Origin of the sequence: Rhodococcus sp. RDE2 (assembly GCF_020885655.1) — a bacterium.
Classification (GTDB): Bacteria; Actinomycetota; Actinomycetes; order Mycobacteriales; family Mycobacteriaceae; genus Rhodococcus; species Rhodococcus pyridinivorans.
Genome location: NZ_AP025186.1, coordinates 1,804,895 through 1,828,651, shown reverse-complemented (window position 1 = coordinate 1,828,651; position 23,757 = coordinate 1,804,895). Strand labels below are relative to the sequence as shown.

The following is a 23,757-nucleotide window of genomic DNA, read 5'->3' as shown; positions in this document are numbered from 1 at the left end:
TCCCGCACCTCCGGTCATCCGGTGGTCCGGATGCCCTCGTAGCTCAGGGGATAGAGCGCTTGCCTCCGGAGCAAGAAGTCGCAGGTTCGAATCCTGCCGAGGGCACCACGAAGGCCCCGCTTCTCACGAAGCGGGGCCTTCGGCGTTCCAGGACCAGGTTGCCGGTGCCGGTCAGTTGCCGGCGGTGAAGGGTGTGGGATCGAAGTAGTCGCGGCAGGCCGCGATCTTCCCGTCCACGATCTCGAAGACGCCCGTGACGGGCAGTTCGATCGTCCGGCCGTTCATCGTGAACACATCGGTGCGTTCGTTGAGCACGACCTTGCCGGAGACCGCCTGATGGTGGATGCGGTAGTCGATCGCCCCGAAGGACGTCACGAAGCCCGCGATGTACTCCTCGATGGCCGCGCGGCCGCGGATCGGTTCCATCGGGATGTTGTGGAAGACGGCGTCGTCGGCGAAGAAGGCCGCGAGTTCGGCAGGATCGGGATCGGCCCAGCGCCGGCAGAACTCGACGACCAGCTCCTCGGGGCTCATCGGGTCTGCACGCGCGCGAAGCGGGCGGGTTCCGTACCGGGCACGCGACGGACCCGTCCCCGCTCGATGAGCTGCCGGACGTGCGCCGATCCCTCCGCGAGCGCCATCCGCTTGCCGTGCAGGGGGGTCTCGTCCCACGGCCGGTACCAGCGCATCCGGGCGGTGGCCTCCCACAGCGTGAGCTCCTCGTCGCCGAACGCGTCGTAGAGATCGTCGAGGCGCTGGTCGTGGTGGGCGATCAGTTCGCCGACGCGGTGCGGCAGGTCGTCGATCTGCCGCCGGTGCGCGGGCAGGGCGCGTCGCACGGGCAGGTCGGCGACCGCACGCAGCGAGTCGAGGTACTCCCCCAGCGCGTCGCGTTGCGGCAGAGGGAAATCGAACTCGCCGACGTGCGGAGTCGTGGTCGCGAGGACGTGGTCGCCGCTGAACAGCACACCGTGTTCCTCGAGCAGGAAACACGCGTGGCCGGCCGTGTGACCGGGGGTCAGCACGGTGCGCAGTGACCGCCCCGTCAGCGGGATCGCCTCGTCGGCACCAAGTTTGCGGTCGGGCAGCGCGTCGGGACGGCCGACCGCCGGTACGAGGGTAGCGAGCGATTCCTCGATCGCGTCCTCGGGTGCCCCGGCGCGGCGCAGCAGATCGGCTTCCTGAGGACGGCGGTCGTCGTCGGAGAGCATGACCTCGAGGTGGGCGAAGTCGGCCTCGTTCATCGCGACCCAGCAGCCGGAGGCCTCCCGGATGCGCCCGGTGAGCCCGACGTGGTCGGGGTGGAAATGGGTGACCACCACGCCCTCGACGTCGGTGACCGACAGGCCGGCGGTGGCCAGGCCGTCCTGCAACGCTGCCCACGACCGGTCGTCGTTCCAGCCGACGTCGACGAGGACGACGCCGCGCGGGGATTCCATCACGTAGACCTGGGTGTCGCCGACGGGTAGGTCCGCCACCGGGACGGGAACGACGTGGATGCCGTCCCCGATGTCACGCGCTTCGGCCATGGTGATGCCTCTCGGTCATGGTGACTTTCTTTCGAAAGCTACAACAATGAATTCAACTATTACCCTGCGCGGGCTCGATGATCGCGACGATCGACCTGATCTCCCCCGCCGGGATGTCGAAGTGCTCCGTCACCGCGACCGACATCTCCGCGCTCGGGCCCGCCGCGATGTCCAGGACGAACCGCGCGACGACACTGTGGTGCCATTCGCGGAACTGCAGGTCGCGGACACGGCGGATGGGCCGGTATTCCGGGCCGTTCTCGAGGCGGTCGCGGATCTCGATGCCGCTGTCGCCGGTGCGCTCCCCGTTCTCGACCCGCCAGGCGTCCTCGGCGAGCCGGACGTGGGACGCGTCGTGACTGACCAGGGATCGGATGTAGGCGCGTGCCATCGCGACCCGAGGGCTGTCGGTCGGCCCGGTGGCGTGCACGGCCAGCGCGGACATCACCTCCGGCGCCCAGTCGGCGCGGCAGATCACCAGGTCGGGCAGATACGGATGCGGCCGGTTGTATTCGAGTTCGCTGCCGTCGATGCGGGCGCAGTGCAGACCCGCGGCACGCGCGACCGCGACCGGTGCCGCCGAATCCCACTCCCACTGACCGCCCGCGTGGATGTAGGCGTCGGCCTCCCCGCGCACCACCGCCATCGCCTTGGCACCGGCCGAACCCATCCGGATCAGGTCGGCACCGAGATCGCGGGCCAGATCGAACACGAAGGCAGGCGGCCTGCTCCCGCTGATGACGATGCGGGGGCGACGGCGGGCCGGCCGCGGCGCCGGAACCGGATCTGCGGTGCTGTGGACGACGCCGATCGCCGGTTGCGCGACCGCGGCGGCGGTGAGCCCTCGCCCTGCCTCCCAGAGCGCGATGTGGACCGCCCAGTCGACATGGTCGGGCATCCCGTACTCCTTCGACCCGTCGAGCGGGTCGATGATCCAGACGCGGTCGGCGCCGACCCGCGCCGGATCGTCCGCGGATTCCTCCGAGAGCACCGCGTCGCCGGGGCGCGCGGCCGCCAGCCGTTCGAGGATGTACGTGTTGGCGGCGTGATCGCCGCGCCGGCCCAGCTCGCGCCCGGTGAGGGCATCCGATTCGATGGCGCGGACCGTGAGCAACAGTTCACCTGCGCCGGAAGCCGTCTCGGCTGCGAGTCGGGCGTCGTCGCTCTCGGCCGCGGGTCGAGCGTCGTCGCCCCCGGCCGCAAGGCGGGCATCGTCGCTGTAGTCGTGCGTCATGTCCTCAACAATTCCACGACGAGGCCCGCCTGCACGGCAGGCGTGCCGTCGTGGGGGCGCACGACCAGTTGGGGATCGGACGGTGGTTCGTAGGGATCGTCGACGCCGGTGAATCCGGTGATCTCGCCGGCGCGTGCCCGCGCGTACATGCCTTTCGGATCGCGGGCCTCGCAGTCGGCGAGCGGGGTGTCGACGAAGACCTCGACGAAACGGATCCCCGCCTCCTCGTGCTGGCGGCGGATGCGGTCGCGGTCCTGTCGGTAGGGGCTGATGAGCGCACAGATCGCGACGAGTCCGGCGTCGGCCATCAGTTGTGCGACCGCGCCGACGCGGCGGACGTTCTCCGCGCGGTCCTCGGGGCCGAATCCGAGGTCGGCGTTGAGGCCGTGCCTGAGGTTGTCGCCGTCGAGGCGGTAGGCGGGAATGCCTTCGGCGAGCAGTCGTCGTTCGAGTTCGACGGCGAGCGTGGACTTGCCGGAGGCGGACAGCCCGGTGAGCCACACCGTCGCCCCGGCTCTCCCCCGTTCGGTCCGCGAGACCGCCGCCGAGTGCCAGACCACCCGGCTGTCCGCCAGCGTCGGCCCGGTGATCATCCCGGCCGCGACGGTGTTGCCGGTGCGTTCGTCGACGAGCACGAAGCTTCCGGTGGTGCGGTTGCGCCGGTAGGGGTCGAACAGCAGCGGCTGTTGCGTACGCAGTTGCACGCGGCCGATCTCGTTGAGGCCGAGCGTCGTCGCGGCCTCGTCGCGGTGCAGGCTGTTGACGTCGAGCCGGTAGTCCAGCCGCGCGACCCGCGCGGTGGTCGAGCGGGTGGTGTGCAGCAGGGCGTAGCGGGCGTCCGGGTCGAGTGCGGAGCGTTCGTCGAACCAGCACACCATGGCGTCGATCTCGTGCCCGACGAGTGGACGGTTGTTGGGGCGGCACAGCATGTCACCGCGTCCGACGTCGAGGTCGTCCTCGAGTTCGACGCACACCGCCGCACCGGCGAAGGCGTGCTCGAGTTCCGTTCCGCCCGGCCCCCACAACGTCCGTACCCGTGTTCCGAAACCGGAAGGGAGAACGACCACGTCGTCGCCGGGTGCAAATCCGCCGGCGGCGACCGTTCCGGCGTAGCCGCGGAAGTCGCGGTGCTCGCCCTCGCCCGGGCGGATGACGTACTGCACGGGCAGTCGCGCGTCGATGAGGTTGGTGTCCGACGCGATGTGGACGTGTTCGAGGTGATGCAGCAGCGAAGTCCCCTCATACCACGGCATGTTCGCGGTGCGGGAGACGACGTTGTCGCCGTGCAGCGCGGAGATGGGAACGAACGCGAGGTCGGGCATGTCGAGCTTCGCCGCGAAATTCCGGAAATCGTCGCAGATCTCGTCGAACCGGCTCTGCGACCAGTCCACCAGGTCCATCTTGTTGATACACAGCACCACGTGCCGCACCCCGAGCAGCGACGCGAGGAAGGCGTGCCGGCGGGTCTGCTCGACGATGCCGTTGCGGGCATCGACGAGGACGAGCGCCAGGTCGGCGGTGGACGCCCCGGTGACCATGTTGCGCGTGTACTGCTCGTGACCGGGAGTGTCGGCGATGACGAATGTTCTGTGCGCCGTGGCGAAATAGCGATAGGCGACGTCGATCGTGATGCCCTGTTCGCGTTCGGCGCGCAGGCCGTCGGTGAGCAGCGCGAGATCGGCGCGGTCGGCGCCGCGGTCGAGGCTCGTGCGGGTCACCGCCTCGAGTTGGTCCTCGAAGACGGCCTTCGAGTCGAACAGCAATCGGCCGATCAGCGTGGACTTGCCGTCGTCGACGCTGCCGGCGGTGGCGATGCGCAGCAGGCGGGACATCAGAAATATCCTTCCCTCTTGCGGTCTTCCATCCCGGCGTCGGAGATCCGGTCGTCCGCCCGCGTCGCGCCGCGTTCGGTGACCCGGCTGGCGGAGACCTCGGTGACCACCTCGTCCGCGATGGTGGCGGCGGATTCGACGCAGCCGGTGCACGTCGCGTCCCCGACGGTGCGGAATCGGACGAGGCTCTCGCGCGGGGTCTCCCCGGGGAGGAGGGTGAGAAAGCGGGTGTGTGCGAGCAGCATTCCGTCGCGCTCGATCACCGGGCGCCGGTGGGCGTAGTACAGGGACGGCAGGTCGACACCCTCGTCGCGGATGTACCGCCAGATGTCGAGTTCGGTCCAGTTGGACAGCGGGAAGACCCGCATGTGTTCGCCGCGGCGGTGCCGGCCGTTGTACAGCTGCCACAGTTCGGGTCGCTGCGCCTTCGGGTCCCACTGCCCGAACTCGTCGCGCAGGCTGAAGACGCGTTCCTTCGCGCGGGCCTTCTCCTCGTCGCGACGAGCACCCCCGAAGACGGCGTCGAATCCCCCTTCCTGCAATGCGCGCAGGAGGGTTCCGGTCTGCAGCCGGTTGCGGGTCGCGTGCGGTCCGTCGTCCTCGACGGCACGCCCGGCATCGATGTCGTCCTGCACCGAGGCGACGATCGACCGGAGTCCCAGGCGCTCGACGGTGCGGTCGCGGAAGTCGATCACCTCGTCGAAGTTGTGCCCGGTGTCGATGTGCAGCACGGGGAACGGCAGCGGCGCGGGCCAGAACGCCTTGGCCGCGAGGTGGAGCATGACCGCGGAGTCCTTGCCACCCGAGAACAGCAGGACGGGACGGGAGAAGGTCGCGGCGACCTCGCGGAAGATATGCACGGACTCGGCTTCGAGCGCACCGAGCAGCGAAAGTTCGTAGATCGGTGGTCGTTGCGGTGGCACCGTGGTCACTCGTGCCCCTCTCACCCGGCTCGGTACACATGTGTACCGATGCGGTCGAAGATTACTCCGTAACAGTAGAACGAGTTTCAATTCCAGGTCAACGGGTAGTCTCCGCAGCGCTCCGTCAGCGCGCCGGCCGGCGTCCGCCGAGATCCGCGGTGATCGCATCCGCGACCGCCACGAGCGCCGCACCGCACCGCTCGATCCCGGCCGCGTCCACCTCCCGCTCGAGGTGCAGCGTGAGCACGAGCGACTGGTGGCCGTCGGGATCGTAGGCCGGGGCGGCCATGAGGTTGACCGCCCGCTCTTCCCCCGCGGCGAAGGCGTCGGGCAGCAGCACGCGCTCACCGGGGCTCGCCACGAGTTCCGCCAGCATCTCCCGCATCTCGGGCGCGAGATCGTGCGAGACCACCCCGGCCATGAGCGCGTAGAGGCGGCGGCCGCCGGGCGTGAGGGACTCGGCCAGATAACCCGTCCGGCGACATTCGGTGACGATCCGCCACAGGTCGTCGCGGTCCACGGTGACCGGCAGGGTCGGCTCTCGCCGCAGCCACTGTTCGATGCGCTCGTCGGTGTCCCACAGCACGTACATCAGCCCCACCGGGGGTGCGAAGGGATAGACCTCCCCCACACGCGCCGCCGCGGCCGTGCCGTGGCCACCGACGACGTCGAGCACCGCGATCCGGTCGCCGACGACCGCCGACGCGGAGCACATCACGCCGAACTCCTCGGCGAGTGCGGCGAGATGACGGTGCGCGACCGGCCCGGACGCGAAGCCGCGCTGGGCGGCGCGTCCCGCGACGATCAGCGCCGGACCGAGCCCGTAGGTCTTGTCGACGGGGTCGCGGATCAGATAGCCGGCGTCGGCGAGGACGGTGAGGATGCCCAGACAGGTGGGCTTGCTCAGGTCGAGTTCGCGTGCCAGTTCCGACAGTCCGAACCGGACGCCGGGTCGCGCGACGAGGTGGTCGAGGACCTGCACGACGCGTTCCGTGGGTGGCGACCGGCGGGCTGCTCCCGCCCCGGCGGTGGACTCTCCGAGCGTTCCGGTCTCGCGACGAGCCATTGACCCTCCCTGGAACACGTTCTACTCTCAGCGCAACGGAAGACTACCGCAGCGGTACATATTTGGACCACAGGAGATCGCAGTGCTCACCGATCCGCTCACCGCGGCGATAGCCAAGGCCGAGAAACTCGTCGCCACCGCCCCGCACATCCGCACCGAACAGGACCTCGTCGAGGGATACGGATATCTGGCCGGTGGGATCTCGGCGTGCGTGCACGCCACCTTCGCGTACAGCCGCTCCCATCCGGTCTTCGTCACCGGCACCGGTCCCTACGCGAAGATGGGCCTCGACAATCCCGACACCCTCTACTGGGGCGCGTCGATCCGCGACGACGCCGAGTACGTCGTCACCGGGCGCCGCGGCACGACCTGCGATCTCAGCTTCCAGGTGCTGGCCGGCAACTACACCGACGCCGAGGTGCCCGGCAATGTCACGGCCTTCGACGACCGCGCGTTGGCCATCGCCGATGACGGCACCTTCGAGGTGCGGTTCGGACCCGGCCCAAGAGACCCGGAACGGAACTACTTCCCGCTCGCGCCCGGCTCGTCGCAGCTCGTGGTCCGCGAGGTCTACAGCGACTGGACGCAGCGCCGCGGCATGCTGAGCATCCACCGGCTCGACAGCCTCGGCACCCCGGCCCCCGAGCCCACCCACCAGGACGTGGTCACCCGTTACGAACGTGCCGGTCGCGCGCTGGTCTCACGGGTGAAGACCTGGCTGCAGTTCCCCGAGTGGTTCTACCTGAAGCTGCCGGTGAACACGGTGACGGAACCGCGCCGCACCCCCGGTGGTCTGGACACGCAGTACTCGTCCGTCGGGCACTACGAACTCGGGGACGACGAGGCGATGGTCCTGACCCTCCCGGCGAGCGACGCGCCCTATCTGGGCTTCCAGATCGGCAGTCTCTGGTACATCTCCCTGGACTACATCCATCACCAGACCTCCCTGAACAACAGTCAGGCGCAGGTCGATCCCGACGGAATGGTCCGGATCGTGGTCTCGGCCCGCGATCCGGGGCTGACGAACTGGGTCGAGACCCTCGGGCGCAGCCGCGGGATCCTGCAGTTCCGCTGGCAGCGCCTCGATCGCGAACTGACCGCGGCCGACGGCCCGACCGCCGAGGTGGTGCCGTTCGATCGGCTCCCCGAGGTCCTGCCCTTCCACGACTCGAATCGCATCACACCCGAGGCGTGGGCGCAGCGCATCGCGGAGCGCCAGCGGGGCGTCGCCGATCGGATGCTCGCATGAGCGCGGCAGCGGGACTGCTCCGCGACCGCGTCGTCGTGGTCTCCGGTGTCGGTCCGGGACTGGGGCGCACGCTCGCGCTGCGGTGCGCCGAACACGGCGCCGACGTGGTGCTTGCCGCCCGGACCCGGGAGCGGCTCGAGAAGGTTGCAGCGGAGGTCGAGAGCACGGGCCGCCGGGCACTGGTCGTGCCCACCGACATCACCGACGACGAGTCCGCCGCCGCACTCGTCGAGGCGGCGGTCTCGGAGTTCGGGCGTGTCGACGTGCTCGTCAACAACGCCTTCTCCGTTCCGTCGATGAAGCCGTTGTCGCGCACCGACTTCCAGCAGATTCGCGACAGCGTGGAACTCACCGTCCTCGGCGCGCTGCGGCTCACACAGTTGTTCACCCCCGCCCTCGCCGAGTCGGCCGGCGCGGTGGTCAACATCAATTCGATGGTGCTGCGTCACTCCCAGGAACGTTACGGCAGTTACAAACTCGCGAAGTCGGCGTTGCTGGCGATGTCGCAGTCCCTGGCGACCGAACTCGGACCGCAGGGAGTTCGAGTGAACTCTGTTGCACCGGGGTACATCTGGGGTCCGATTCTGCAGGGGTACTTCGAACACCAGGCGGGAAAGTACGGCACCACCGTCGAACAGATCTACGAGCACACCGCCGCCGCTTCCGATCTGAAGCGTCTCCCGACCACCGAGGAGATCGCGGATGCGGTGATCTTCCTGGCCTCGCCGATGGCGTCGGCGATCACCGGCCAGTGCCTCGACGTCAACTGCGGCGAATACCACCACTGAACGGGACAGCACATGAGCGAACGCACCACCGTCGGCACCGTCGAGGACCTGCACGCCTCCGCGACCCGTTTGACGGGCCTGACCGGTTTCGGCGACGACGACTACCGTGACGGGCTCGGGATCCTGCTCGAATCGTATGCGCGGGACGAGAAGCTCACCCCGCTCGGCAGCAAGATGTCGCGGGTCTTCCTGCGCGGCGCCCTCGTGGCGCGGTTGCTGTCGGAATCGGCCTGGGCCGCCCATCCCGAGCACGCCGACGTCCCGATCACCCGGCCGATCTTCGTCACCGGCCTGCCCCGCACCGGCACGACGGCACTGCACCGTCTGCTCGCCGCGGATCCCGCCCATCAGGGACTCGAGATGTGGCTGACCGAGATGCCGCAGCCCCGGCCGCCCCGCGAGACCTGGGCGGAGAACCCGGTCTTCGCCGGTATCGAGGCCGGGTTCGCGCAGCACCACATCGAGCATCCCGAATTCATGGGTGTGCACTACATGTCCGCCGCCGAGGTCGAGGAATGCTGGCAGCTTCTGCGCCAGTCGTTCCGCTCGATCTCCTACGAGTGCCTGGCCCACCTGCCCACCTACTCGCAGTGGCTCGCGGAGCAGGACTGGACGGCGGCCTACGCCCGGCACCGGAGGAACCTGCAGCTCATCGGGCTGCCGGACGCCGACAAGCGGTGGGTGCTCAAGAATCCCAGCCACCTGTTCGCACTGGACGAACTGCTCGCGGTGTATCCGGACGCGCTCGTCGTCGTCACCCACCGCGATCCGCGCACCGTGATCCCGTCGGTGTGCAGCCTCGCAGCGCAGGCCACGGAAGGATGGTCCGAAGCGTTCGTCGGCGAGACGATCGGGCGCAGCCAGCTCGACCTCTGGGCACGGGGTTTCGATCATTTCACCGAGGTGCGCCGCCGGCACGATCCCGCCCGTTTCGTCGACGTGGACTACCGGGATTTCGTCGCCGATCCGCTCGGCACCGTCGGCGGTCTGTACGACCGGTTCGGTCTGCCGTTCACCGCGGAAGCCGAACGCGCGATGGCCGACCTGCACGAAGAAAGCCGCAGCGGGGCAAGGAAACCCGCGCACCGGTACACACTCGAGGAGTTCGGGCTGAGTGTGGGCGAGGTCGACGAGCGTTTCCGCGACTACGCGTACCGCTGAACCCGGCACGAAAGGCACCGGAAACCGGTGTGCCCTGGCTACCTGCGCGTTCGTCCGTGGGATGATGGAGGCATGCCCGCACCACTCCCCCTCGACCCCATCGCCGAAGCCCACCGCCAGTGGACCGCCCACGGCTGGGGCGAAGTCGCCGACGGCATGGCCGCGGTCACCTCGGTGATGCGGGCGCAGCAGATCATGATGGCGCGGGTCGAGGAGGTGCTCAAGCCCTTCGGCCTGACCTTTGCCCGCTACGAACTCCTCACGCTGCTGCATTTCACCAGGTCGGGGACGTTGCCGATGGCGAAGGCCAGTGCGCGCCTGCAGGTGCACCCCACCAGCGTCACCAACGCCGTCGACCGCCTCGAGAAGGCCGGACTGGTCCGGCGTACCCCGCATCCGAGCGATCGACGGGCCACACTCATCGAACTCACCGACGAGGGACGGGCATTGGCGATCCAGGCAACCGAGAAGCTCAACACGGAGGTCTTCGCCCGGCCGGGTATCCCCGAGGAGCACATCGACACACTGCTGCGCATCATCGCGACGATGCGGCACGACGCCGGCGACTTCGACACCGGCGGTGCGCCTTCCAAGTGGTGAGGCGCAAGAGACGGCCGAGAAACGAGAAGGGCCGCCCCGTTCGGGGCGGCCCTTCGTCGTACAGATGGTGCGGATCAGGCGTGCTTGAACTCCGGCGCGCGCTTCTCGACGAAGGCCGCCATGCCTTCCTTCTGGTCGGCGGTGGCGAACGTCGAATGGAACACGCGGCGCTCGAACTTCACGCCCTCGGCCAGCGTCGTCTCGAAGGAGCGGTTGACGGCCTCCTTCGCCATGATCGCGACGGGCAGCGACATCGACGCGATGGTCGTCGCCGTCTCGAGTGCCACGTCGAACAGTTCGGCGGCAGGAACGATGCGCGAGACGAGTCCGGCGCGCTCGGCCTCCTCGGCGTCCATGTTGCGGCCGGTCAGGCACATGTCCATGGCCTTGGCCTTGCCCACGGCGCGGGTGAGGCGCTGCGATCCGCCGATGCCCGGGATGACGCCGAGCTTGATCTCGGGCTGACCGAACTTGGCGGTGTCGGACGCGATGATGAAGTCGCACAGCATCGCCAGCTCGCAGCCGCCGCCGAGCGCGTAGCCCGACACCGCGGCGACGATCGGCTTGCGGACGGACGAGAGCCGATCCCACTGCGAGAACAGGTCTTCCGCGTAGACCTCGGCGAAGGTCTTCGGAGCCATCTCCTTGATGTCGGCACCGGCGGCGAACGCCTTCTCCGAGCCGGTGAGCAGGATCGCACCGATCTCGTCGTCCGCGTCGAGTTCCTCGACGGCGGCGACGACCTCACGCATCAACTGGCTGTTGAGGGCGTTGAGCGCCTTCGGCCGGTTGAGGGTGACGATGCCGACGCGGCCCTTGCGGTCGAGCAGGATGGTCTCGAAATCGGTCACTGGCTGTCCTTCGCGGTCGAGCGGTCTCGGATGTCGGTGATGATGGCGGAGAAGTCGAGTCCTCCACCACCCTCGGTGTTGAAACGATGGTAGAGCTCGGCTGCACGCAGTCCGAGTTCGGCCTCGACACCGTTGGCCCGCACCGCGTTCGCGGCCAGTCCGAGATCCTTGTCCATGAGCGCGGCCGCGAAGCCCGGCTGGTAGTCGTTGTTCGCGGGGGTGGTCGGGACGGGGCCCGGCACCGGGCAGTTGCTCGTCAGCGCCCAGCACTGACCGGACGCGTTGGACGCGACGTCGAACAGTGCCTGGTTGTCGAGGCCCAGCTTCTCGCCGAGGACGAACGCCTCGCTGATGGCGATCATCGAGATGCCCAGGATCATGTTGTTGCAGATCTTCGCGGCCTGGCCGTTGCCCGACCCGCCGCAGTGGACGATCTTGCGTCCCATGGCCTCGAGCAGCGGCTTCGCGGTGGCGAAGTCGTCCTCGCTGCCGCCGACCATGAACGCGAGGGTGCCTGCGGCGGCACCGGCGACACCGCCGGAGACCGGGGCGTCGACGGCACGGTGACCGGCCTTCTGAGCCTTCTCCGCCGCCGCGCGGGCGTCGGCGACGTCGATCGTCGAGCTGTCGACGAACAGTGTGTTCGCCCCGGCCGCGGGCAGGATCTCGTCGTACAGGTCGAGGACGAGCTTGCCGTTGGGCAGCATGGTGATCACGACCTGGGCACCGCGCACCGCATCGATCGCGGCCTCGGCGACGGTGATGCCGTTCTTCGTGGCCTCTTCCTGCGCAGCGGGAACCGGGTCGTACCCGGTGACGGTGTACCCGGCGCGGACGAGGTTCGCGGCCATCGGCCCGCCCATGTGTCCGAGGCCGAGGAAGGCGACGGTGGGAAGTTCACTCATCGGTCGTTCTCCTTGGGAGCGGCGAGCCCGAGTTCGAGATCGCCGAGCGGCTGGAAGTAGGCGTCGACGTCGGCCTCGGTGACATCGGCGAGGGTCGCCGGCGACCACTGCGGGTTGCGGTCCTTGTCGACGACCTGTGCGCGGATGCCCTCGACGAGGTCGTGCGACTTCAGCGAGGCGGTCGAGACCCGGAACTCCTCGTTCAGCACCTCTTCGAGGCTGCCGAGCTGCCGGGCGTGACGCAGCGACCGCAGGGTCACCTTCAGTGCGACAGGCGATTTCGCGAGCACCTGGTCGGCGGTCTCGCGTGCCTCCGGAACATCGGAGGCCTGGAGGCGTTCGACGATCTCCTCGACGGTGTCGGCGGAGTACGCCGCGTCGATCCACTCGCGCTGTGCGAGCAGCGCCGATTCCGGTGCGGGCTGCGAGTATTCGGCGAGCGCGTCCTCGAGCGAGCCGGATTCGAGTGCGGCGACGAACTTGTCGAGTGACTCGGACGGCAGGTAGTGGTCGGCGAAGCCCAGAGCGATGGCGTCGCCTGCCTTCATCCGTCCGGTGGTCAGCGCGATGTGCGTGCCGATCTCGCCGGGCGTGCGCGAGAGCAGGTAGGTGCCGCCGACGTCGGGAACGAATCCGATTCCGGTCTCGGGCATCGCGATGCTCGAGCGTTCGGTGACGATCCGGACGTTGCCGTGCGCCGAGATCCCGACGCCGCCGCCCATGACGATGCCGTCCATGATCGCGATGTACGGCTTCGGGTAGCGACCGATGGCAGCGTTGAGGATGTACTCGTCGCGCCAGAAGTCCTGCGATCCCGTGCCGCCGTCCTTGGCGTCGTGGTAGATCGAGACGATGTCGCCGCCGGCGCACAGACCGCGCTCACCGGCACCGCGCACCAGCACGGCACGCACCGAATCGTCGTTCTCCCACGCGCTCAGGGCCTTCGACATCTCGAGGACCATGGCGTGGTTGAGGGCGTTGATGGCCTTGGGCCGGTTGAGCGTGATACGGCCGATGCCGTCCTTCACGTCGATGAGGATCTCGGGTTCCTGCCCGGTCATGCCGCTCCGTTCTGCGCTGCGGCCACCACGCTCCGCGCGACGACCACCCGCATGATCTCGTTGGTTCCTTCCAGGATCTGATGCACGCGCAGGTCGCGCACGATCTTCTCGATCCCGTACTCGGCAAGGTAACCGTATCCGCCGTGCAACTGCAGCGCCTCGTTCGCGACCTCGAAACCGGTGTCGGTGGCGAAGCGCTTGGCCATCGCGCACAGCTCCACGACGTCGTCGGCGCCACGGTCGAGCGCGTCGGCGGCACGCCACAGCATCGTGCGTGCGGCCTCGAGTTCGATCCGCATGTCGGCGAGGCGGAACTGCAGCGCCTGCGAGTCGAGCAGCCGCTCGCCGAAGGCCTTGCGCTCGGCGAGGTAGGCGACCGCCCGGTCGAGGGCGGTCTGGCCGCCACCCACCGAGCACGCCGCGATGTTGATGCGGCCGCCGTTGAGACCGTGCATGGCGATCCGGAAGCCGCCGCCCTCGGTGCCGAGGAGGTTCTCGGCGGGCACGCGGGCGCCGTCGAGGATGACCTGGCGGGTGGGCTGCGCGTTCCAGCCCATCTTCTTCTCGTTGGCACCGAAGGACAGCCCGGGGGTGTCCTTCGGGACGATGAACGCCGAGATACCGCGGGCGCCGGTGTCGCCGGTGCGGGCCATGACCACGTAGACGTCGGACGTGCCGGCTCCGGAGATGAACTGCTTGACCCCGGTGAGCACGTACTCGTCGCCGTCACGAACGGCCTTGGTGCTCAGGGCCGCTGCGTCGGATCCGGCGCCCGGCTCGGTGAGGCAGTAGCTCGCGAGATGCTCCATCGTGCACAGCTTCGGGATCCACTGCTTGCGCTGATCGTCGTTGCCGAACTTGTCGATCATCCACGTGACCATGTTGTGGATGGAGATGTACGCGGCGATGGACGGGCAGCCCTTCGCGAGTTCCTCGAAGATGCGGACGGAGTCGAGGCGTCGCAGCCCCGATCCGCCCACGTCCTCGCGGACGTAGATCCCGCCCATGCCCAGTTCGGCAGCCTTGCGCAGCACGTCCACGGGGAAGTGCTTGCTCTGGTCCCACTCGACCGCGTTCGGGGCCAGATATTCGGTGGCGAAGTCGCGGGCGGTGTCGCGGATCGCCCGGTCGTCGTCGGTGAGAACGAACATCGATGGACCGCCTAGTTCATCGTCGGGATGACGAAGTGGTCGGTGTCGGCCACGTGCGCACCCTCGATGTCGCCTTCCTTGACGCCGGACGGCCAGCGCTGCGTGACCGTCTTGGTCTTGGTGTAGAAGCGGAAGGCGTCGGGGCCGTGCTGGTTGAGATCGCCGAAGCCCGACGCCTTCCAGCCGCCGAAGGTGTAGTACGCGATCGGGACGGGGATCGGAACGTTGATGCCGACCATGCCGACCTCGACGCGGGCCGCAAAGTCGCGGGCGGTATCGCCGTCGCGGGTGAAGATCGCGACGCCGTTGCCGTACTCGTGCTCGGTCGGCAGGCGCAGGGCGTCCTCGTAGTCGCGCGCACGCACCACGGTGAGCACGGGGCCGAAGATCTCCTCCTTGTAGATGGACATCTCGGGGGTGACCTTGTCGAACAGGGTGGCGCCGGAGAAGAAGCCGTTCTCGTGTCCTTCGAGGACGAAGTCGCGGCCGTCGACGACCAGTTCCGCGCCTTCCTCGACGCCCTGGGCGATGTAACCGTGCACGCGATCGCGGGCGGCGGCGGTCACGAGCGGACCGAAGTCGGCCTTCTCGTCGAAGCTGGTGCCGATACGCAGTTCGGCGATGCGTTCGGCGAGCTTGGCGACGAGCCGGTCCGCGGTCTCCTCACCGACGGGGACGGCGACGGACAGCGCCATGCAGCGCTCACCGGCCGAGCCGTAGGCGGCGCCGACGAGTGCGTCCGCGACCTGGTCGAGGTCGGCGTCGGGCATGATGATCGCGTGGTTCTTCGCACCACCGAAGCACTGCGCGCGCTTGCCGTTCTTCGCGGCCGTCTCGTAGATGTACTGCGCGATGGGGGTCGAGCCGACGAAGCCGATCGCCTTGATGCGCGGGTCGTTGAGCAGGTAGTCGACGGCGCTCTTGTCGCCGTTGACGACGTTGAACACACCGGCGGGCAGACCGGCCTCGAGGAAGAGCTCGGCCAGGCGGAGCGGCACGGAGGGATCGCGCTCGGAAGGCTTGAGCACGAACGCGTTTCCGGCGGCGAGAGCCGGGCCGGCCTTCCACAGCGGGATCATGGCCGGGAAGTTGAACGGGGTGATGCCGGCGACGACGCCGAGGGGCTGACGCATCGAGTAGACGTCGATTCCGCCGCCCGCGGACTCGGTGTACTCACCCTTGAGCAGGTGCGGGGCTCCGACGGCGACCTCGATCACCTCGAGGCCACGCTGGATGTCGCCCTTCGCGTCGGGGACGGTCTTGCCGTGCTCGCTCGACAGCAGGTGGGCGAGCTCGTCCATGTTCTCCTGCACGAGGTACACGAACTTCATGAGGACGCGCACGCGCTTCTGAGGATTCCAGGACGCCCACACCTTCTGCGCCTCGGCGGCGTTGGCGATGACGGCGTCGACCTCGGAGTCGGCCGCGAGCGGCACGCGCGCCTGGACCTCTCCGGTGTTGGGGGCGAAGACGTCGGCGAAGCGGCCGGAGGTGCCGGCGACGTGCTGTCCGCCGACGAAGTGGGTCAATTCTCGAACGCTCATGTCCGATCCCGTCCTTTACTGGTGTGCGATGACGTGGGATGTACGATTTTCGGCGCGAACGGGCGAAGGCCCGAAGTCTTCGCTCATCCTATAGTTGGAAGTCCACGTATGTCTACCGTCACACCGGACCGGATCGGCCGGCACCCCTCACGAAGGGTCGATATCAGCCCTCGGCGAGCTGCTGCGCCTTCGCGTACGCCAGGTGCAGGAAGTCCGCTCCGGTCAACGCCGCGAACGACCCCGCCACCAGACGCGTGAGATTCGGAGCGTAGACACGGCCGAAGACCAGCGCCGTCACCGTCCACAGGTCGAGGCAGAAGGGGCACGCCAGCAGTTCCCCGACGGCGTGACGGACCCGCGACGACTTGCGGGGCTGCTCCATCACCTCGGCCGGACCACCGGGGCCGTCGAACTTGGTGAACGGTGCCCGGACCGGGCTGGTCACCGCCGCCTTGCTCACGATGCGGGAGATCTTGTGGCTCGCGAGCGCGGTGACGACGAGATCGCCGGCATCGGGCCTCGGCATCGGCCGCCCTCGCTTGGCCGCGACGGCGCCGAGCGTGCCGACGATGGTGGCGTACACGGACATGAGCACCGCATATCCGCCGAGGGGTCGATCCTCTCCGTTCCGATAGGTGTCGACCTCGTCCTGGACCGCATGGACCGCACGTTCTGCGTTCTCTCGCGCTGTCGACGGTGCTTCCGGTGTCCGCATGAATCCTCCACTCGTGGCATGTGCTGTCGGTGGCGCGACCGGAGCCGTCACCTTCATCGGGCGGCATACCCCGGGGGCGGACAGCACAACCACCGGCGCCCGATCGCGGTCAGCGCATGCGGCGGTAGAGATCCTCGAGATCGGTGATGCCGCGGATCACCACGGCTTCGTCGGTTCCACCGGCCCGCAACGCGCGGCGCAGCAGCATCGGGTCGAGGTCCTCGGGTGCGGGGCGGAACCGTTCCGTGGGCAGCTCGGGCAACTCGGTGTCGTCGCCGTAGAAGTCCTGCGCTGCGGCCGGGTCGTCGTCGGCGTCCGCATCGTCGACGCCGCCGATCAGCGTCGCGAGGTCCACCCCGCGCAGGGTCAGGACCGCGAGCGGCTGGTCGTCGACGTGTTCTGCAAGCAGGTAGGCGACGGCCGCGGCGTGCTTGCAGGGCCACCCGTCGTCGGGGCACGTGCAGTCGAAGTCGAGCTCGCCCGCGCGTCGCGGCAGCAGGGAGGATCCCAGCTCGTCGGGAAGGATGCCCGCGGCGAGCCGCGCCAGCATGCCCGGCGACGAGCGGACGAGCGAGACGAGTTCGCCCACCGCCTCCTCGTCGAGCGTGCGCACCCGCACCGCCGAGGTGAACGGGGTGAGCTGACTGCCCTGCACATCTCCCACCGCCACTCCGGGTTCGAGTCGCATGGAGATCACCTGCCCGGCGCGCGCGTAGGCACGGCCCCGCGTCAGTCGCCCCTTCTCGGCGACCTCCTCCATCGTCGAGATCAGTTCCTTCGACCACCAGCTGCGGCCGATCGCGCCCCGCTTGGTGCGCGCCTCGATGCCGCCGTCGATCCGGCGGGCCGTGCCGTAGCGGCGTACGTTGCCCCGTGCCATCTAGTCCCCCACCGCGTCGTCGCCGAGGGTGAGCAGGGAGTGCAGCTGGTCGGTGGACAACTCGGTGATCCAGTTCTCCCCCGCCCCGACCACGATCTCGGCCAGTTCCTGTTTGCCGGTGAGCATCTCGTCGATACGCTCCTCCACCGTCCCCACACAGACGAGCTTGCGGACCTGGACGTCGCGGCGCTGCCCGATCCGGAACGCGCGGTCGGTGGCCTGGTTCTCCACCGCCGGATTCCACCACCGGTCGAGATGCACGACGTGGTTCGCAGCGGTGAGGTTCAGTCCGGTCCCGCCCGCCTTGAGCGAGAGCACCATGATCGGAGGACCGCCCTCTCCCTGGAAGCCGTCGACCATCGCGTCGCGCCGCCCCTTGGACACTCCCCCGTGCAGGAAGGGCACCGTCGTCGCGAACCGCTCCTCGAGATAGGGGACGACGAGCTCACCGAACTCGCGGAACTGCGTGAACAGCAACACCTTCTCGCCGTCGGCCAGCACCGACTCGACGATGTCCTCGACCAGACCGAGCTTGCCCGAGCGGTGCCGTCCGCGACGCAGGACGGGCGAGCCGTCGCCCAGATAGTGCGCCGGATGATTGCACACCTGCTTGAGCCGGGTCAGCGCCGCGAGCACCGCACCCTTGCGGGCCATGCCCTCCTTGTCGCGGATCCGGCGCATCATGTCGTCCACGACGGCCCGGTACAGGGCGGCCTGCTCGGCCGTGAGGTTGGCGCGCACGGTCTGCTCGAACTTCTCGGGCAGATCGGAGATCACGTCGGGATCGGTCTTGACGCGGCGCATCACGAACGGTGCGGACAGCGCCCGCAACCGCGCCGCGGCGACGGCGTCGTGATCGCGCTCGATCGGCACCGCGAACCGGGCACGGAAGGACGCCGCGCTGCCGAGCAGGGACGGATTCGCGAAGTCCAGGATCGCGCGCAGCTCCTCGAGCCGGTTCTCCACCGGGGTGCCGGTGAGTGCGATCCGGTGCGCCGCGGGCACGGCGCGCGTGGCGCGGGACTGCGCCGTCGCGGTGTTCTTCACGTGCTGGGCCTCGTCGAGGACCACGCGTTGCCAGGTCAGCGTCGCGAGCTGCGCGACGTCGCGGGCGGCGATGGCGTAGGTCGTCACCACGAGATCATGGTCGGCGGCAGCGGCGGCGAGTGCCGGTCCGCTCAGCCGCTGGGCGCCGTGGTGGACGTGCACCCGCAGGTCGGGCACGAACCGTTCGGCCTCGCGCTGCCAGTTGCCCACCACCGACATCGGGCAGACGAGCAGTGTCGGTGCCTTCCGCAGGTTCGACTCGCGTTCGTGGGCGAGCAACGCGAGGACCTGGATGGTCTTGCCCAGGCCCATGTCGTCGGCGAGCACGGCACCGAGACCGAGCCGGCTCATGAACGCGAGCCAGTCGAGGCCGCGCTGCTGGTAGGGACGCAGTTCGGCGTTCAGTCCCGCCGGCACGGGGACCGACTCGGGGTGCGCCTGACCGTCGAGCAGCATCTCGACCCAGCCGGAAGCGGAGATCTCGGTGACCTCCGCGGGCGGAGCATCGTCGCCGGTGAACTGGGCGAACAACGACCCGAGGGTCGCATCCTCGGCGGAATGCGCCGTGACGTACCGGGCCGCGCGGGCCAGTGCCTCGGCATCGGCCCGCACCCACTTGCCGCGCAGCTTGACCAGGTCACTGTTGGCCGCGACGAGCTCTTCCATCTCCGAGGGTGTGAGCAGCATGTCGCCGACGGCGAGCTGCCATTCGTACGAGACGATCGCGCTCATCCCGACCACGCTGTCGTCGGCGCTCACAGGGGCGACGGGCGACTCGACCTGCAGACGCAGCGACGGATCGACCCGGGTCCAGGCGCGCGGCAGCAGCACCGCGATGCCCGCGGCGTCGAGCTCCCGGGCGCCGTGTTCGACGAGGTCGACGACGACCGGGGTGGGCAGCAGCAGGTCGAGACTGTCGGGATCGCGGGGCACGTCCTGCAGGCGGGGATAGGCCTGGAGTGCGATCCCGAGCTTGCGCACGCCGATCTGGAGCAGGTGCGGGTCGGTGTCCTCGACGGGCAGCGGCGTCGGGGACTGGCCCTCCGGTCGCAGGCACACCTCGAGCCGCCAGATGGAGTCGGCTCCGACCCCGTCGTCGGCATCGTCCGGCTCGACGAGGCGCAGCACGAGGTCGGGTTCGTATCCGGCGAGGCTGGCACGCCATTCCTCGAGCGCATCGGCCATGCGCTGGGTGCCGCGGGGATGGGGACTCCCCTCGGCCAGTGCGGCGACGAGCGGGTGCAGCGAGGTCGACGAGCCGTGGAGGGTGCGCACGATCGGGTCGGTCAGTTCGCGGCACAGATCGTCGAGGAGATCGACCGGTCGACCGAGCTGTCGCTGCGCCGGAGACATCGCGGCCGCCAGTTCGGCGGACCAGGCCCGCGTCTTCTCGCCACCGAGCAGACGCCACCGCGCCCACCACTGCTTCTCGACACGCACGAGCTCCGGTGCGACGCGGCCGGCCTGCGCCCACCTCTCGATGCCGCGGGCGACGTGCGCGAGATACCGCAGGTCGCCACCGACACCCCCGGGACGGCGCGGCATGTCCAGCAGGAGCTCGGCTGCATCCGACGGCGCGACCGCGACGGCGGGCAGCGTGCTCGGCTCGGTCTCCGTGGGGAGAGTGAGGGTGACGCGATGGCGGAACGGGCGGTCGATCCACCGGCGCAGCGCAGACGGCAGCGCGTCGGGATCGGGCTCTGCGGCGGGGTCCCACCACAGCATCAGGCCGGATCCCGGTGACCACAGCCCGTGCAACATGCCCACTATCGTGCCAGCCGCACCCGACCCCGATGGCAGGCTGGGTCCCATGGCACGCGCATACGGCTTCGCGGAGTACGGCGGTCCGGAGACACAGCAGCTGTTCGACACCCCCGTCCCCTCGCCCGGTCCGGGGCAGCTCCTCGTGTCGGTCCGGGCCGCGGGCGTGAATCCCGCCGACTGGAAGGTGCGGTCCGGACGGCGCACAGGCAGCGTCACGGTGCACTTCCCGGCGGTGCTCGGACGGGAGGTCGCGGGTGTGGTGGAGGCCGCCGGTCCGGACACCGGCTTCCGGCCGGGCGATGCCGTCTTCGGGGCCACCGCGGAGGGCTACGGCGGCTACGCCGAGTACACCCTCGTCGACGCGCGGGCTGCCGCGCTCGTGCCCGAGTCGGTGCCGTTCGAGGTGGCGGCAACCCTCCCGGTCGCGGCCAGAACGGCCTTCGACATCGTCGAGCACCTCGAGATCGTCGATGCGGACACCGTCCTCGTCCTGGGTGCCGGTGGGGGCGTCGGGTCGGCGGTGACGCAGCTCGCGCACAACGCCGGTGCCGCCGTGCTCGGCGTGGCGAGTGCGGGGAAACGGGATCTCGTCGAGTCGTGCGGCGGTCTGTGGATCGAGTCCGGCGACGGGTTCGACGCGCGGGTCGCGGCCACCGCGGAGCGGTGCGGGGCGGTGACCGCGGTCGTCGACCTCGTCGGCGGCGACGTACTCGAGCGGGCGGTCGCGCTGACGCGGGCGCCGGAACGGGTCGTGAGTGTCGCCGATCCGGCCCGCGCGGCGACGCTGGGCGGTTCGGGAATCACGCGGCGACGGACCCGGGAGGTGTTCGAGCGGGTCGCGGCGTTCGTCGAGCGTGGTGCCCTCACGCCGCGCATCGAGCGGACCTTCCCGCTCGCCGAGGCCGGGGCCGCGCTGGAACTCGTCGAGTCCGGGCACGCCGGCGGGAAGATCGTCGTCACCGTGCCCTGAAGATCCTGTCGGCAGGGCATGCCAGGATCGCCGCGTGCGTGGGGGGAACGCGACGTGGTGGGTGGCGGCAGTGGTGATCGCGGTGGCGGTGTCCTGGCTGTGGGACCGCACCGCGCCGGAGTCCGGGACGGTGCCGGGCAGCCCCACCCGAGCCGAGGTGCATGCCCTGCTCGAGCAGGTGACGGTGGTCGAGCAGCGCCGACGGGTGCCCGGCTATCAGCGGGGCTGCGGCCCGGGCGAGCGATGCGTGTTCGGCCCGGCCTGGTCCGACGATCACCCCGGTGCCGGTGGGCACGACGGCTGCGACACCCGCAACAACGTCCTCGCGCGCGACCTCACCTCCCCCACCTTCCGGGCCGGTAGCGACGACTGTGTCGTGACGAGTGGGGTCCTGAACGATCCGTACACCGGGGCGCGCGTGGAGTTCCGGCGTGCCGAGGCGATCGCCGTGCACATCGATCACATCTATCCGCTCGCTGCGGCCTGGGATCTCGGTGCCGCAGCATGGCCCGCCGAACGTCGACTCCGGTTCGCGAACGACATCACCTACAACCTCGTCGCTGTCGACGGGCAGGCCAACCTCGACAAGCGCGACGGCACGCCGGCCCAGTGGCTGCCACCGGCCGCCGGTTACCGCTGCTGGTTCGCCGGCCGGTACCTGACCGTCGCGGTGCGTTACGCGTTGCCGATCACGGTCGACGACCACCGCGCCCTGGTGAGCGCGGCGGAGTCGTGCCCGTGACACCGTCGCGGCGGAGCCGTGCCCGTGCCACCGCTCAGGCGGGAAGGTTGCGCGGGATCCAGTCGGGTTCGCGTTTCTCCATGAACGCCCGCATCCCTTCGCGGGGTTCGGGTGAGGTCTCGAGGGCACCGAACATCGTCTGGTAGTCGAACTGTCCGTAGCGCTCGTTGAGCATGCGCTTGACCTGGGCGCGCGCGATGGGTGCGGTGCGCAGGACCTGCCGCGCGGCCTCGAGTGCGGCCTCGCGCAGTTGCTCGTGCGGGACGACGCGGGAGATGACACCCAGACGCTGCGCCTCGTGGGCGTCGAAGACCCGCGCCGACAACAGCAGGTCGCGGGCGACGGCGAGACCGACGTGCGCGGGCAGCGCGGCGGCGAAGGTCGCGTCGGGGATGCCCCGGAGGAGTTCGGGGACACGGAAGGTCGCGCGCTCGCTGGCGACGGCGATGTCGGACATCATCGCGACCAGCAGTCCCCCCGCCTGGCAGATGCCGTTGACGGCGGAGATGACGGGGGCGCGACTGTCGCGGATGGTCAGGAACGGGACGACGTCCACTCCCGAGAGGCCCTCGGGCAGATCGTCGCCGGGTTCGGCGCGACCGCCGAGGTCACCGCCGGGCGCGAAGACGTCGTCGACACCGGTGATGACGAGGGCGGCGAGGTCGGGATCGGAATTGACCAGTCGCACCGCACGTTTGAGCCCGTAGTACATCGCCGGGGTGAACGCGTTGCGTGCTGCGGGCCGGTCGATGATGCACCAGCCGATCGCGCCTTCCCGTTCGAATCTCAGTCCACCTGCACCCAGATCGTCTCCCATGCATCGGACAGTATATCATTCTTTCCAGTGAGAACAGCATGCTCGTCCGAGAACATCGATGTTTCCGCATGCGTCGGGTCTACGGTGAGGAAATGCTCGAGCGCATCTCCAAGGACACCCGGCTGTGCATCTCGATGTCCGGCCGTCCCAGCAACATCGGCACCCGGTTCCACAACTATCTCTACGAGGAACTCGGCCTCGACTTCGTCTACAAGGCGTTCGCGCCCGCGAACATCGAGGACGCCGTGGCGGGGATACGCGGCCTGGGCATCCGCGGCGCCGGGGTGTCGATGCCGTTCAAGGAAGCCGTACTGCCCCTCGTCGACGTACTGCACGATTCGGCGCGGGCCATCGAGTCCGTGAACACGATCGTCAACGACGACGGCGTCCTGCACGCCTACAACACCGACTACCAGGCGGTGAGCGATCTGCTCGTCGAGCACGGCGTCGACTCCACCCTGCCCGTCACGGTGGTGGGCAGCGGCGGCATGGCGAAGGCAGTGACAGCGGCGCTGCGCCACAACGGATTCACCGACGGAACGATCGTCGCGCGCAACGAGGACACCGGACGGCCGCTCGCGCGCAAGTACGGCTACGAATGGCGCGCCGACACGAGCGACGTCGCGCCCGGGCTGATCGTCAACGCCACTCCGATCGGGATGACGGGCGGCGCCGAATCGGGCGACCTGCCGCTCCCCCACGACTTCGTCGCCGCAGCGTCGACCGTCTTCGACGTCGTGGCCGTCCCGCCGGACACCCCGCTCGTCCGCTTCGCCCGCGAGCACGACATCCCGGTGATCACGGGCGACGAGGTCATCGCGCTGCAGGCGGCCCTGCAGTTCGAGCTCTACACGGGGGTGACCCCGACGCGCGAGCAGGTGCGCCGCGCGTCGGAGTACTCCCGTTCCTGAACGGCAGGAACCGAGGA

22 protein-coding genes and 1 tRNA gene are annotated in these 23,757 nt (G+C 69.3%); 8 read left to right on the top strand and 15 right to left on the bottom strand.

Annotated features, from left to right (window positions below; genetic code table 11):
• Positions 1–32: 32 nt before the first annotated feature.
• Positions 33–108, top strand: a tRNA-Arg gene (locus LPH33_RS08525).
• Positions 109–171: 63 nt separating this feature from the next.
• Here LPH33_RS08525 and LPH33_RS08520 read toward each other — a convergent pair.
• From LPH33_RS08520 to LPH33_RS08495, 6 genes are all read right to left on the bottom strand, one after another.
• A complete protein-coding gene (locus tag LPH33_RS08520) occupies positions 172–534 on the bottom strand; it encodes a nuclear transport factor 2 family protein (protein ID WP_229567821.1) in 363 nt (120 codons plus the stop codon).
• Positions 531–1,529, bottom strand: a complete 999-nt coding sequence (locus LPH33_RS08515) for an MBL fold metallo-hydrolase (protein ID WP_229567819.1) — start codon at positions 1,527–1,529, stop codon at positions 531–533. Before LPH33_RS08515 ends, LPH33_RS08520 begins: the two co-directional genes overlap by 4 nt.
• A 52-nt stretch (positions 1,530–1,581) precedes the next feature.
• Complete coding sequence (locus LPH33_RS08510; RefSeq protein WP_160877190.1) at positions 1,582–2,763, bottom strand: 3'(2'),5'-bisphosphate nucleotidase CysQ; 1,182 nt, start codon at positions 2,761–2,763, stop codon at positions 1,582–1,584.
• Positions 2,760–4,595, bottom strand: coding sequence for an adenylyl-sulfate kinase (gene cysC / locus LPH33_RS08505; RefSeq protein WP_229567817.1), 1,836 nt, complete (start codon positions 4,593–4,595; stop codon positions 2,760–2,762). The genes LPH33_RS08510 and cysC overlap by 4 nt, the downstream gene beginning before the upstream one ends.
• Positions 4,595–5,527 (bottom strand): sulfate adenylyltransferase subunit CysD, encoded by a 933-nt coding sequence (gene cysD, locus LPH33_RS08500; protein ID WP_229567815.1) that lies wholly within the window; start codon positions 5,525–5,527, stop codon positions 4,595–4,597. Before cysD ends, cysC begins: the two co-directional genes overlap by 1 nt.
• A 115-nt stretch (positions 5,528–5,642) precedes the next feature.
• A complete protein-coding gene (locus LPH33_RS08495; protein ID WP_088899321.1) occupies positions 5,643–6,584 on the bottom strand; it encodes an IclR family transcriptional regulator in 942 nt (313 codons plus the stop codon).
• 82 nt (positions 6,585–6,666) lie between these two features.
• Between LPH33_RS08495 and LPH33_RS08490 the strand changes: the two genes are divergently transcribed.
• The 4 genes from LPH33_RS08490 to LPH33_RS08475 all read left to right on the top strand — a co-directional run bounded on the left by LPH33_RS08490 (position 6,667) and on the right by LPH33_RS08475 (position 10,382).
• Positions 6,667–7,833: a hypothetical protein gene (locus LPH33_RS08490; RefSeq protein WP_229567813.1), complete on the top strand. Its 1,167-nt coding sequence runs from the start codon at positions 6,667–6,669 to the stop codon at positions 7,831–7,833.
• The gene (locus tag LPH33_RS08485) at positions 7,830–8,621 is read left to right on the top strand and encodes an SDR family oxidoreductase (RefSeq protein ID WP_145691559.1); all 792 of its coding nucleotides are present in this window, start codon (positions 7,830–7,832) and stop codon (positions 8,619–8,621) included. The genes LPH33_RS08490 and LPH33_RS08485 overlap by 4 nt, the downstream gene beginning before the upstream one ends.
• Before the next feature lie 12 nt (positions 8,622–8,633).
• The gene (locus LPH33_RS08480; protein WP_145691558.1) at positions 8,634–9,782 is read left to right on the top strand and encodes a sulfotransferase family protein; all 1,149 of its coding nucleotides are present in this window, start codon (positions 8,634–8,636) and stop codon (positions 9,780–9,782) included.
• 72 nt (positions 9,783–9,854) lie between these two features.
• Complete coding sequence (locus LPH33_RS08475; RefSeq protein ID WP_160877186.1) at positions 9,855–10,382, top strand: MarR family winged helix-turn-helix transcriptional regulator; 528 nt, start codon at positions 9,855–9,857, stop codon at positions 10,380–10,382.
• A gap of 74 nt (positions 10,383–10,456) precedes the next feature.
• Here LPH33_RS08475 and LPH33_RS08470 read toward each other — a convergent pair whose 3' ends face one another.
• The 8 genes from LPH33_RS08470 to LPH33_RS08435 all read right to left on the bottom strand — a co-directional run bounded on the left by LPH33_RS08470 (position 10,457) and on the right by LPH33_RS08435 (position 20,297).
• A complete protein-coding gene (locus LPH33_RS08470) occupies positions 10,457–11,233 on the bottom strand; it encodes an enoyl-CoA hydratase (protein ID WP_006552563.1) in 777 nt (258 codons plus the stop codon).
• Complete coding sequence (gene mmsB, locus LPH33_RS08465; RefSeq protein ID WP_145691556.1) at positions 11,230–12,138, bottom strand: 3-hydroxyisobutyrate dehydrogenase; 909 nt, start codon at positions 12,136–12,138, stop codon at positions 11,230–11,232. The genes LPH33_RS08470 and mmsB overlap by 4 nt, the downstream gene beginning before the upstream one ends.
• Positions 12,135–13,199: an enoyl-CoA hydratase/isomerase family protein gene (locus LPH33_RS08460; protein ID WP_145691555.1), complete on the bottom strand. Its 1,065-nt coding sequence runs from the start codon at positions 13,197–13,199 to the stop codon at positions 12,135–12,137. The genes mmsB and LPH33_RS08460 overlap by 4 nt, the downstream gene beginning before the upstream one ends.
• Entirely contained in the window at positions 13,196–14,350 is a 1,155-nt protein-coding gene (locus LPH33_RS08455; protein WP_088899327.1) for an isobutyryl-CoA dehydrogenase, read from the bottom strand. Before LPH33_RS08455 ends, LPH33_RS08460 begins: the two co-directional genes overlap by 4 nt.
• A gap of 11 nt (positions 14,351–14,361) precedes the next feature.
• Entirely contained in the window at positions 14,362–15,894 is a 1,533-nt protein-coding gene (locus tag LPH33_RS08450) for a CoA-acylating methylmalonate-semialdehyde dehydrogenase (RefSeq protein WP_229567811.1), read from the bottom strand.
• Positions 15,895–16,057: 163 nt separating this feature from the next.
• On the bottom strand, positions 16,058–16,609 hold the full coding sequence (locus tag LPH33_RS08445) for a DUF1360 domain-containing protein (protein WP_145691553.1): 552 nt from the start codon (positions 16,607–16,609) through the stop codon (positions 16,058–16,060).
• Positions 16,610–16,718: 109 nt separating this feature from the next.
• On the bottom strand, positions 16,719–17,489 hold the full coding sequence (locus LPH33_RS08440) for an SWIM zinc finger family protein (protein ID WP_229567809.1): 771 nt from the start codon (positions 17,487–17,489) through the stop codon (positions 16,719–16,721).
• Positions 17,490–20,297 (bottom strand): DEAD/DEAH box helicase, encoded by a 2,808-nt coding sequence (locus LPH33_RS08435; RefSeq protein WP_202400356.1) that lies wholly within the window; start codon positions 20,295–20,297, stop codon positions 17,490–17,492.
• A 49-nt stretch (positions 20,298–20,346) separates the two neighbouring features.
• On the opposite strand from LPH33_RS08435, the gene LPH33_RS08430 reads away from it, so the two are divergent.
• A complete protein-coding gene (locus tag LPH33_RS08430) occupies positions 20,347–21,270 on the top strand; it encodes an NADP-dependent oxidoreductase (RefSeq protein ID WP_229567808.1) in 924 nt (307 codons plus the stop codon).
• Positions 21,271–21,340: 70 nt separating this feature from the next.
• A complete protein-coding gene (locus LPH33_RS08425) occupies positions 21,341–22,012 on the top strand; it encodes an HNH endonuclease family protein (RefSeq protein ID WP_160877210.1) in 672 nt (223 codons plus the stop codon).
• A 34-nt stretch (positions 22,013–22,046) separates the two neighbouring features.
• On the opposite strand, the gene LPH33_RS08420 is transcribed toward LPH33_RS08425, so the two are convergent.
• The gene (locus LPH33_RS08420) at positions 22,047–22,829 is read right to left on the bottom strand and encodes an enoyl-CoA hydratase/isomerase family protein (protein WP_088899332.1); all 783 of its coding nucleotides are present in this window, start codon (positions 22,827–22,829) and stop codon (positions 22,047–22,049) included.
• Positions 22,830–22,921: 92 nt separating this feature from the next.
• On the opposite strand from LPH33_RS08420, the gene LPH33_RS08415 reads away from it, so the two are divergent.
• Positions 22,922–23,740: a shikimate 5-dehydrogenase gene (locus LPH33_RS08415; protein WP_229567806.1), complete on the top strand. Its 819-nt coding sequence runs from the start codon at positions 22,922–22,924 to the stop codon at positions 23,738–23,740.
• Positions 23,741–23,757 lie beyond the last annotated feature (17 nt).

Excerpts from the sequence above, each read along its gene's own strand:
- LPH33_RS08515 (WP_229567819.1), bottom strand. The coding sequence starts at position 1,529 with ATGGCCGAAGCGCGTGACATCGGGGACGGCATCCACGTCGTTCCCGTC.
- LPH33_RS08510 (WP_160877190.1), bottom strand. The coding sequence starts at position 2,763 with ATGACGCACGACTACAGCGACGATGCCCGCCTTGCGGCCGGGGGCGAC.
- LPH33_RS08460 (WP_145691555.1), bottom strand. The coding sequence starts at position 13,199 with ATGACCGGGCAGGAACCCGAGATCCTCATCGACGTGAAGGACGGCATC.
- LPH33_RS08420 (WP_088899332.1), bottom strand. The coding sequence starts at position 22,829 with ATGGGAGACGATCTGGGTGCAGGTGGACTGAGATTCGAACGGGAAGGC.
- LPH33_RS08440 (WP_229567809.1), bottom strand. The coding sequence starts at position 17,489 with ATGGCACGGGGCAACGTACGCCGCTACGGCACGGCCCGCCGGATCGAC.
- LPH33_RS08435 (WP_202400356.1), bottom strand. The coding sequence starts at position 20,297 with ATGTTGCACGGGCTGTGGTCACCGGGATCCGGCCTGATGCTGTGGTGG.
- LPH33_RS08480 (WP_145691558.1), top strand. The coding sequence starts at position 8,634 with ATGAGCGAACGCACCACCGTCGGCACCGTCGAGGACCTGCACGCCTCC.
- LPH33_RS08520 (WP_229567821.1), bottom strand. The coding sequence starts at position 534 with ATGAGCCCCGAGGAGCTGGTCGTCGAGTTCTGCCGGCGCTGGGCCGAT.
- LPH33_RS08455 (WP_088899327.1), bottom strand. The coding sequence starts at position 14,350 with ATGTTCGTTCTCACCGACGACGACCGGGCGATCCGCGACACCGCCCGC.
- LPH33_RS08415 (WP_229567806.1), top strand. The coding sequence starts at position 22,922 with ATGCTCGAGCGCATCTCCAAGGACACCCGGCTGTGCATCTCGATGTCC.
- LPH33_RS08430 (WP_229567808.1), top strand. The coding sequence starts at position 20,347 with ATGGCACGCGCATACGGCTTCGCGGAGTACGGCGGTCCGGAGACACAG.
- LPH33_RS08485 (WP_145691559.1), top strand. The coding sequence starts at position 7,830 with ATGAGCGCGGCAGCGGGACTGCTCCGCGACCGCGTCGTCGTGGTCTCC.
- LPH33_RS08445 (WP_145691553.1), bottom strand. The coding sequence starts at position 16,609 with ATGCGGACACCGGAAGCACCGTCGACAGCGCGAGAGAACGCAGAACGT.
- mmsB (WP_145691556.1), bottom strand. The coding sequence starts at position 12,138 with ATGAGTGAACTTCCCACCGTCGCCTTCCTCGGCCTCGGACACATGGGC.
- cysC (WP_229567817.1), bottom strand. The coding sequence starts at position 4,595 with ATGTCCCGCCTGCTGCGCATCGCCACCGCCGGCAGCGTCGACGACGGC.
- LPH33_RS08495 (WP_088899321.1), bottom strand. The coding sequence starts at position 6,584 with ATGGCTCGTCGCGAGACCGGAACGCTCGGAGAGTCCACCGCCGGGGCG.
- LPH33_RS08450 (WP_229567811.1), bottom strand. The coding sequence starts at position 15,894 with ATGAGCGTTCGAGAATTGACCCACTTCGTCGGCGGACAGCACGTCGCC.
- LPH33_RS08475 (WP_160877186.1), top strand. The coding sequence starts at position 9,855 with ATGCCCGCACCACTCCCCCTCGACCCCATCGCCGAAGCCCACCGCCAG.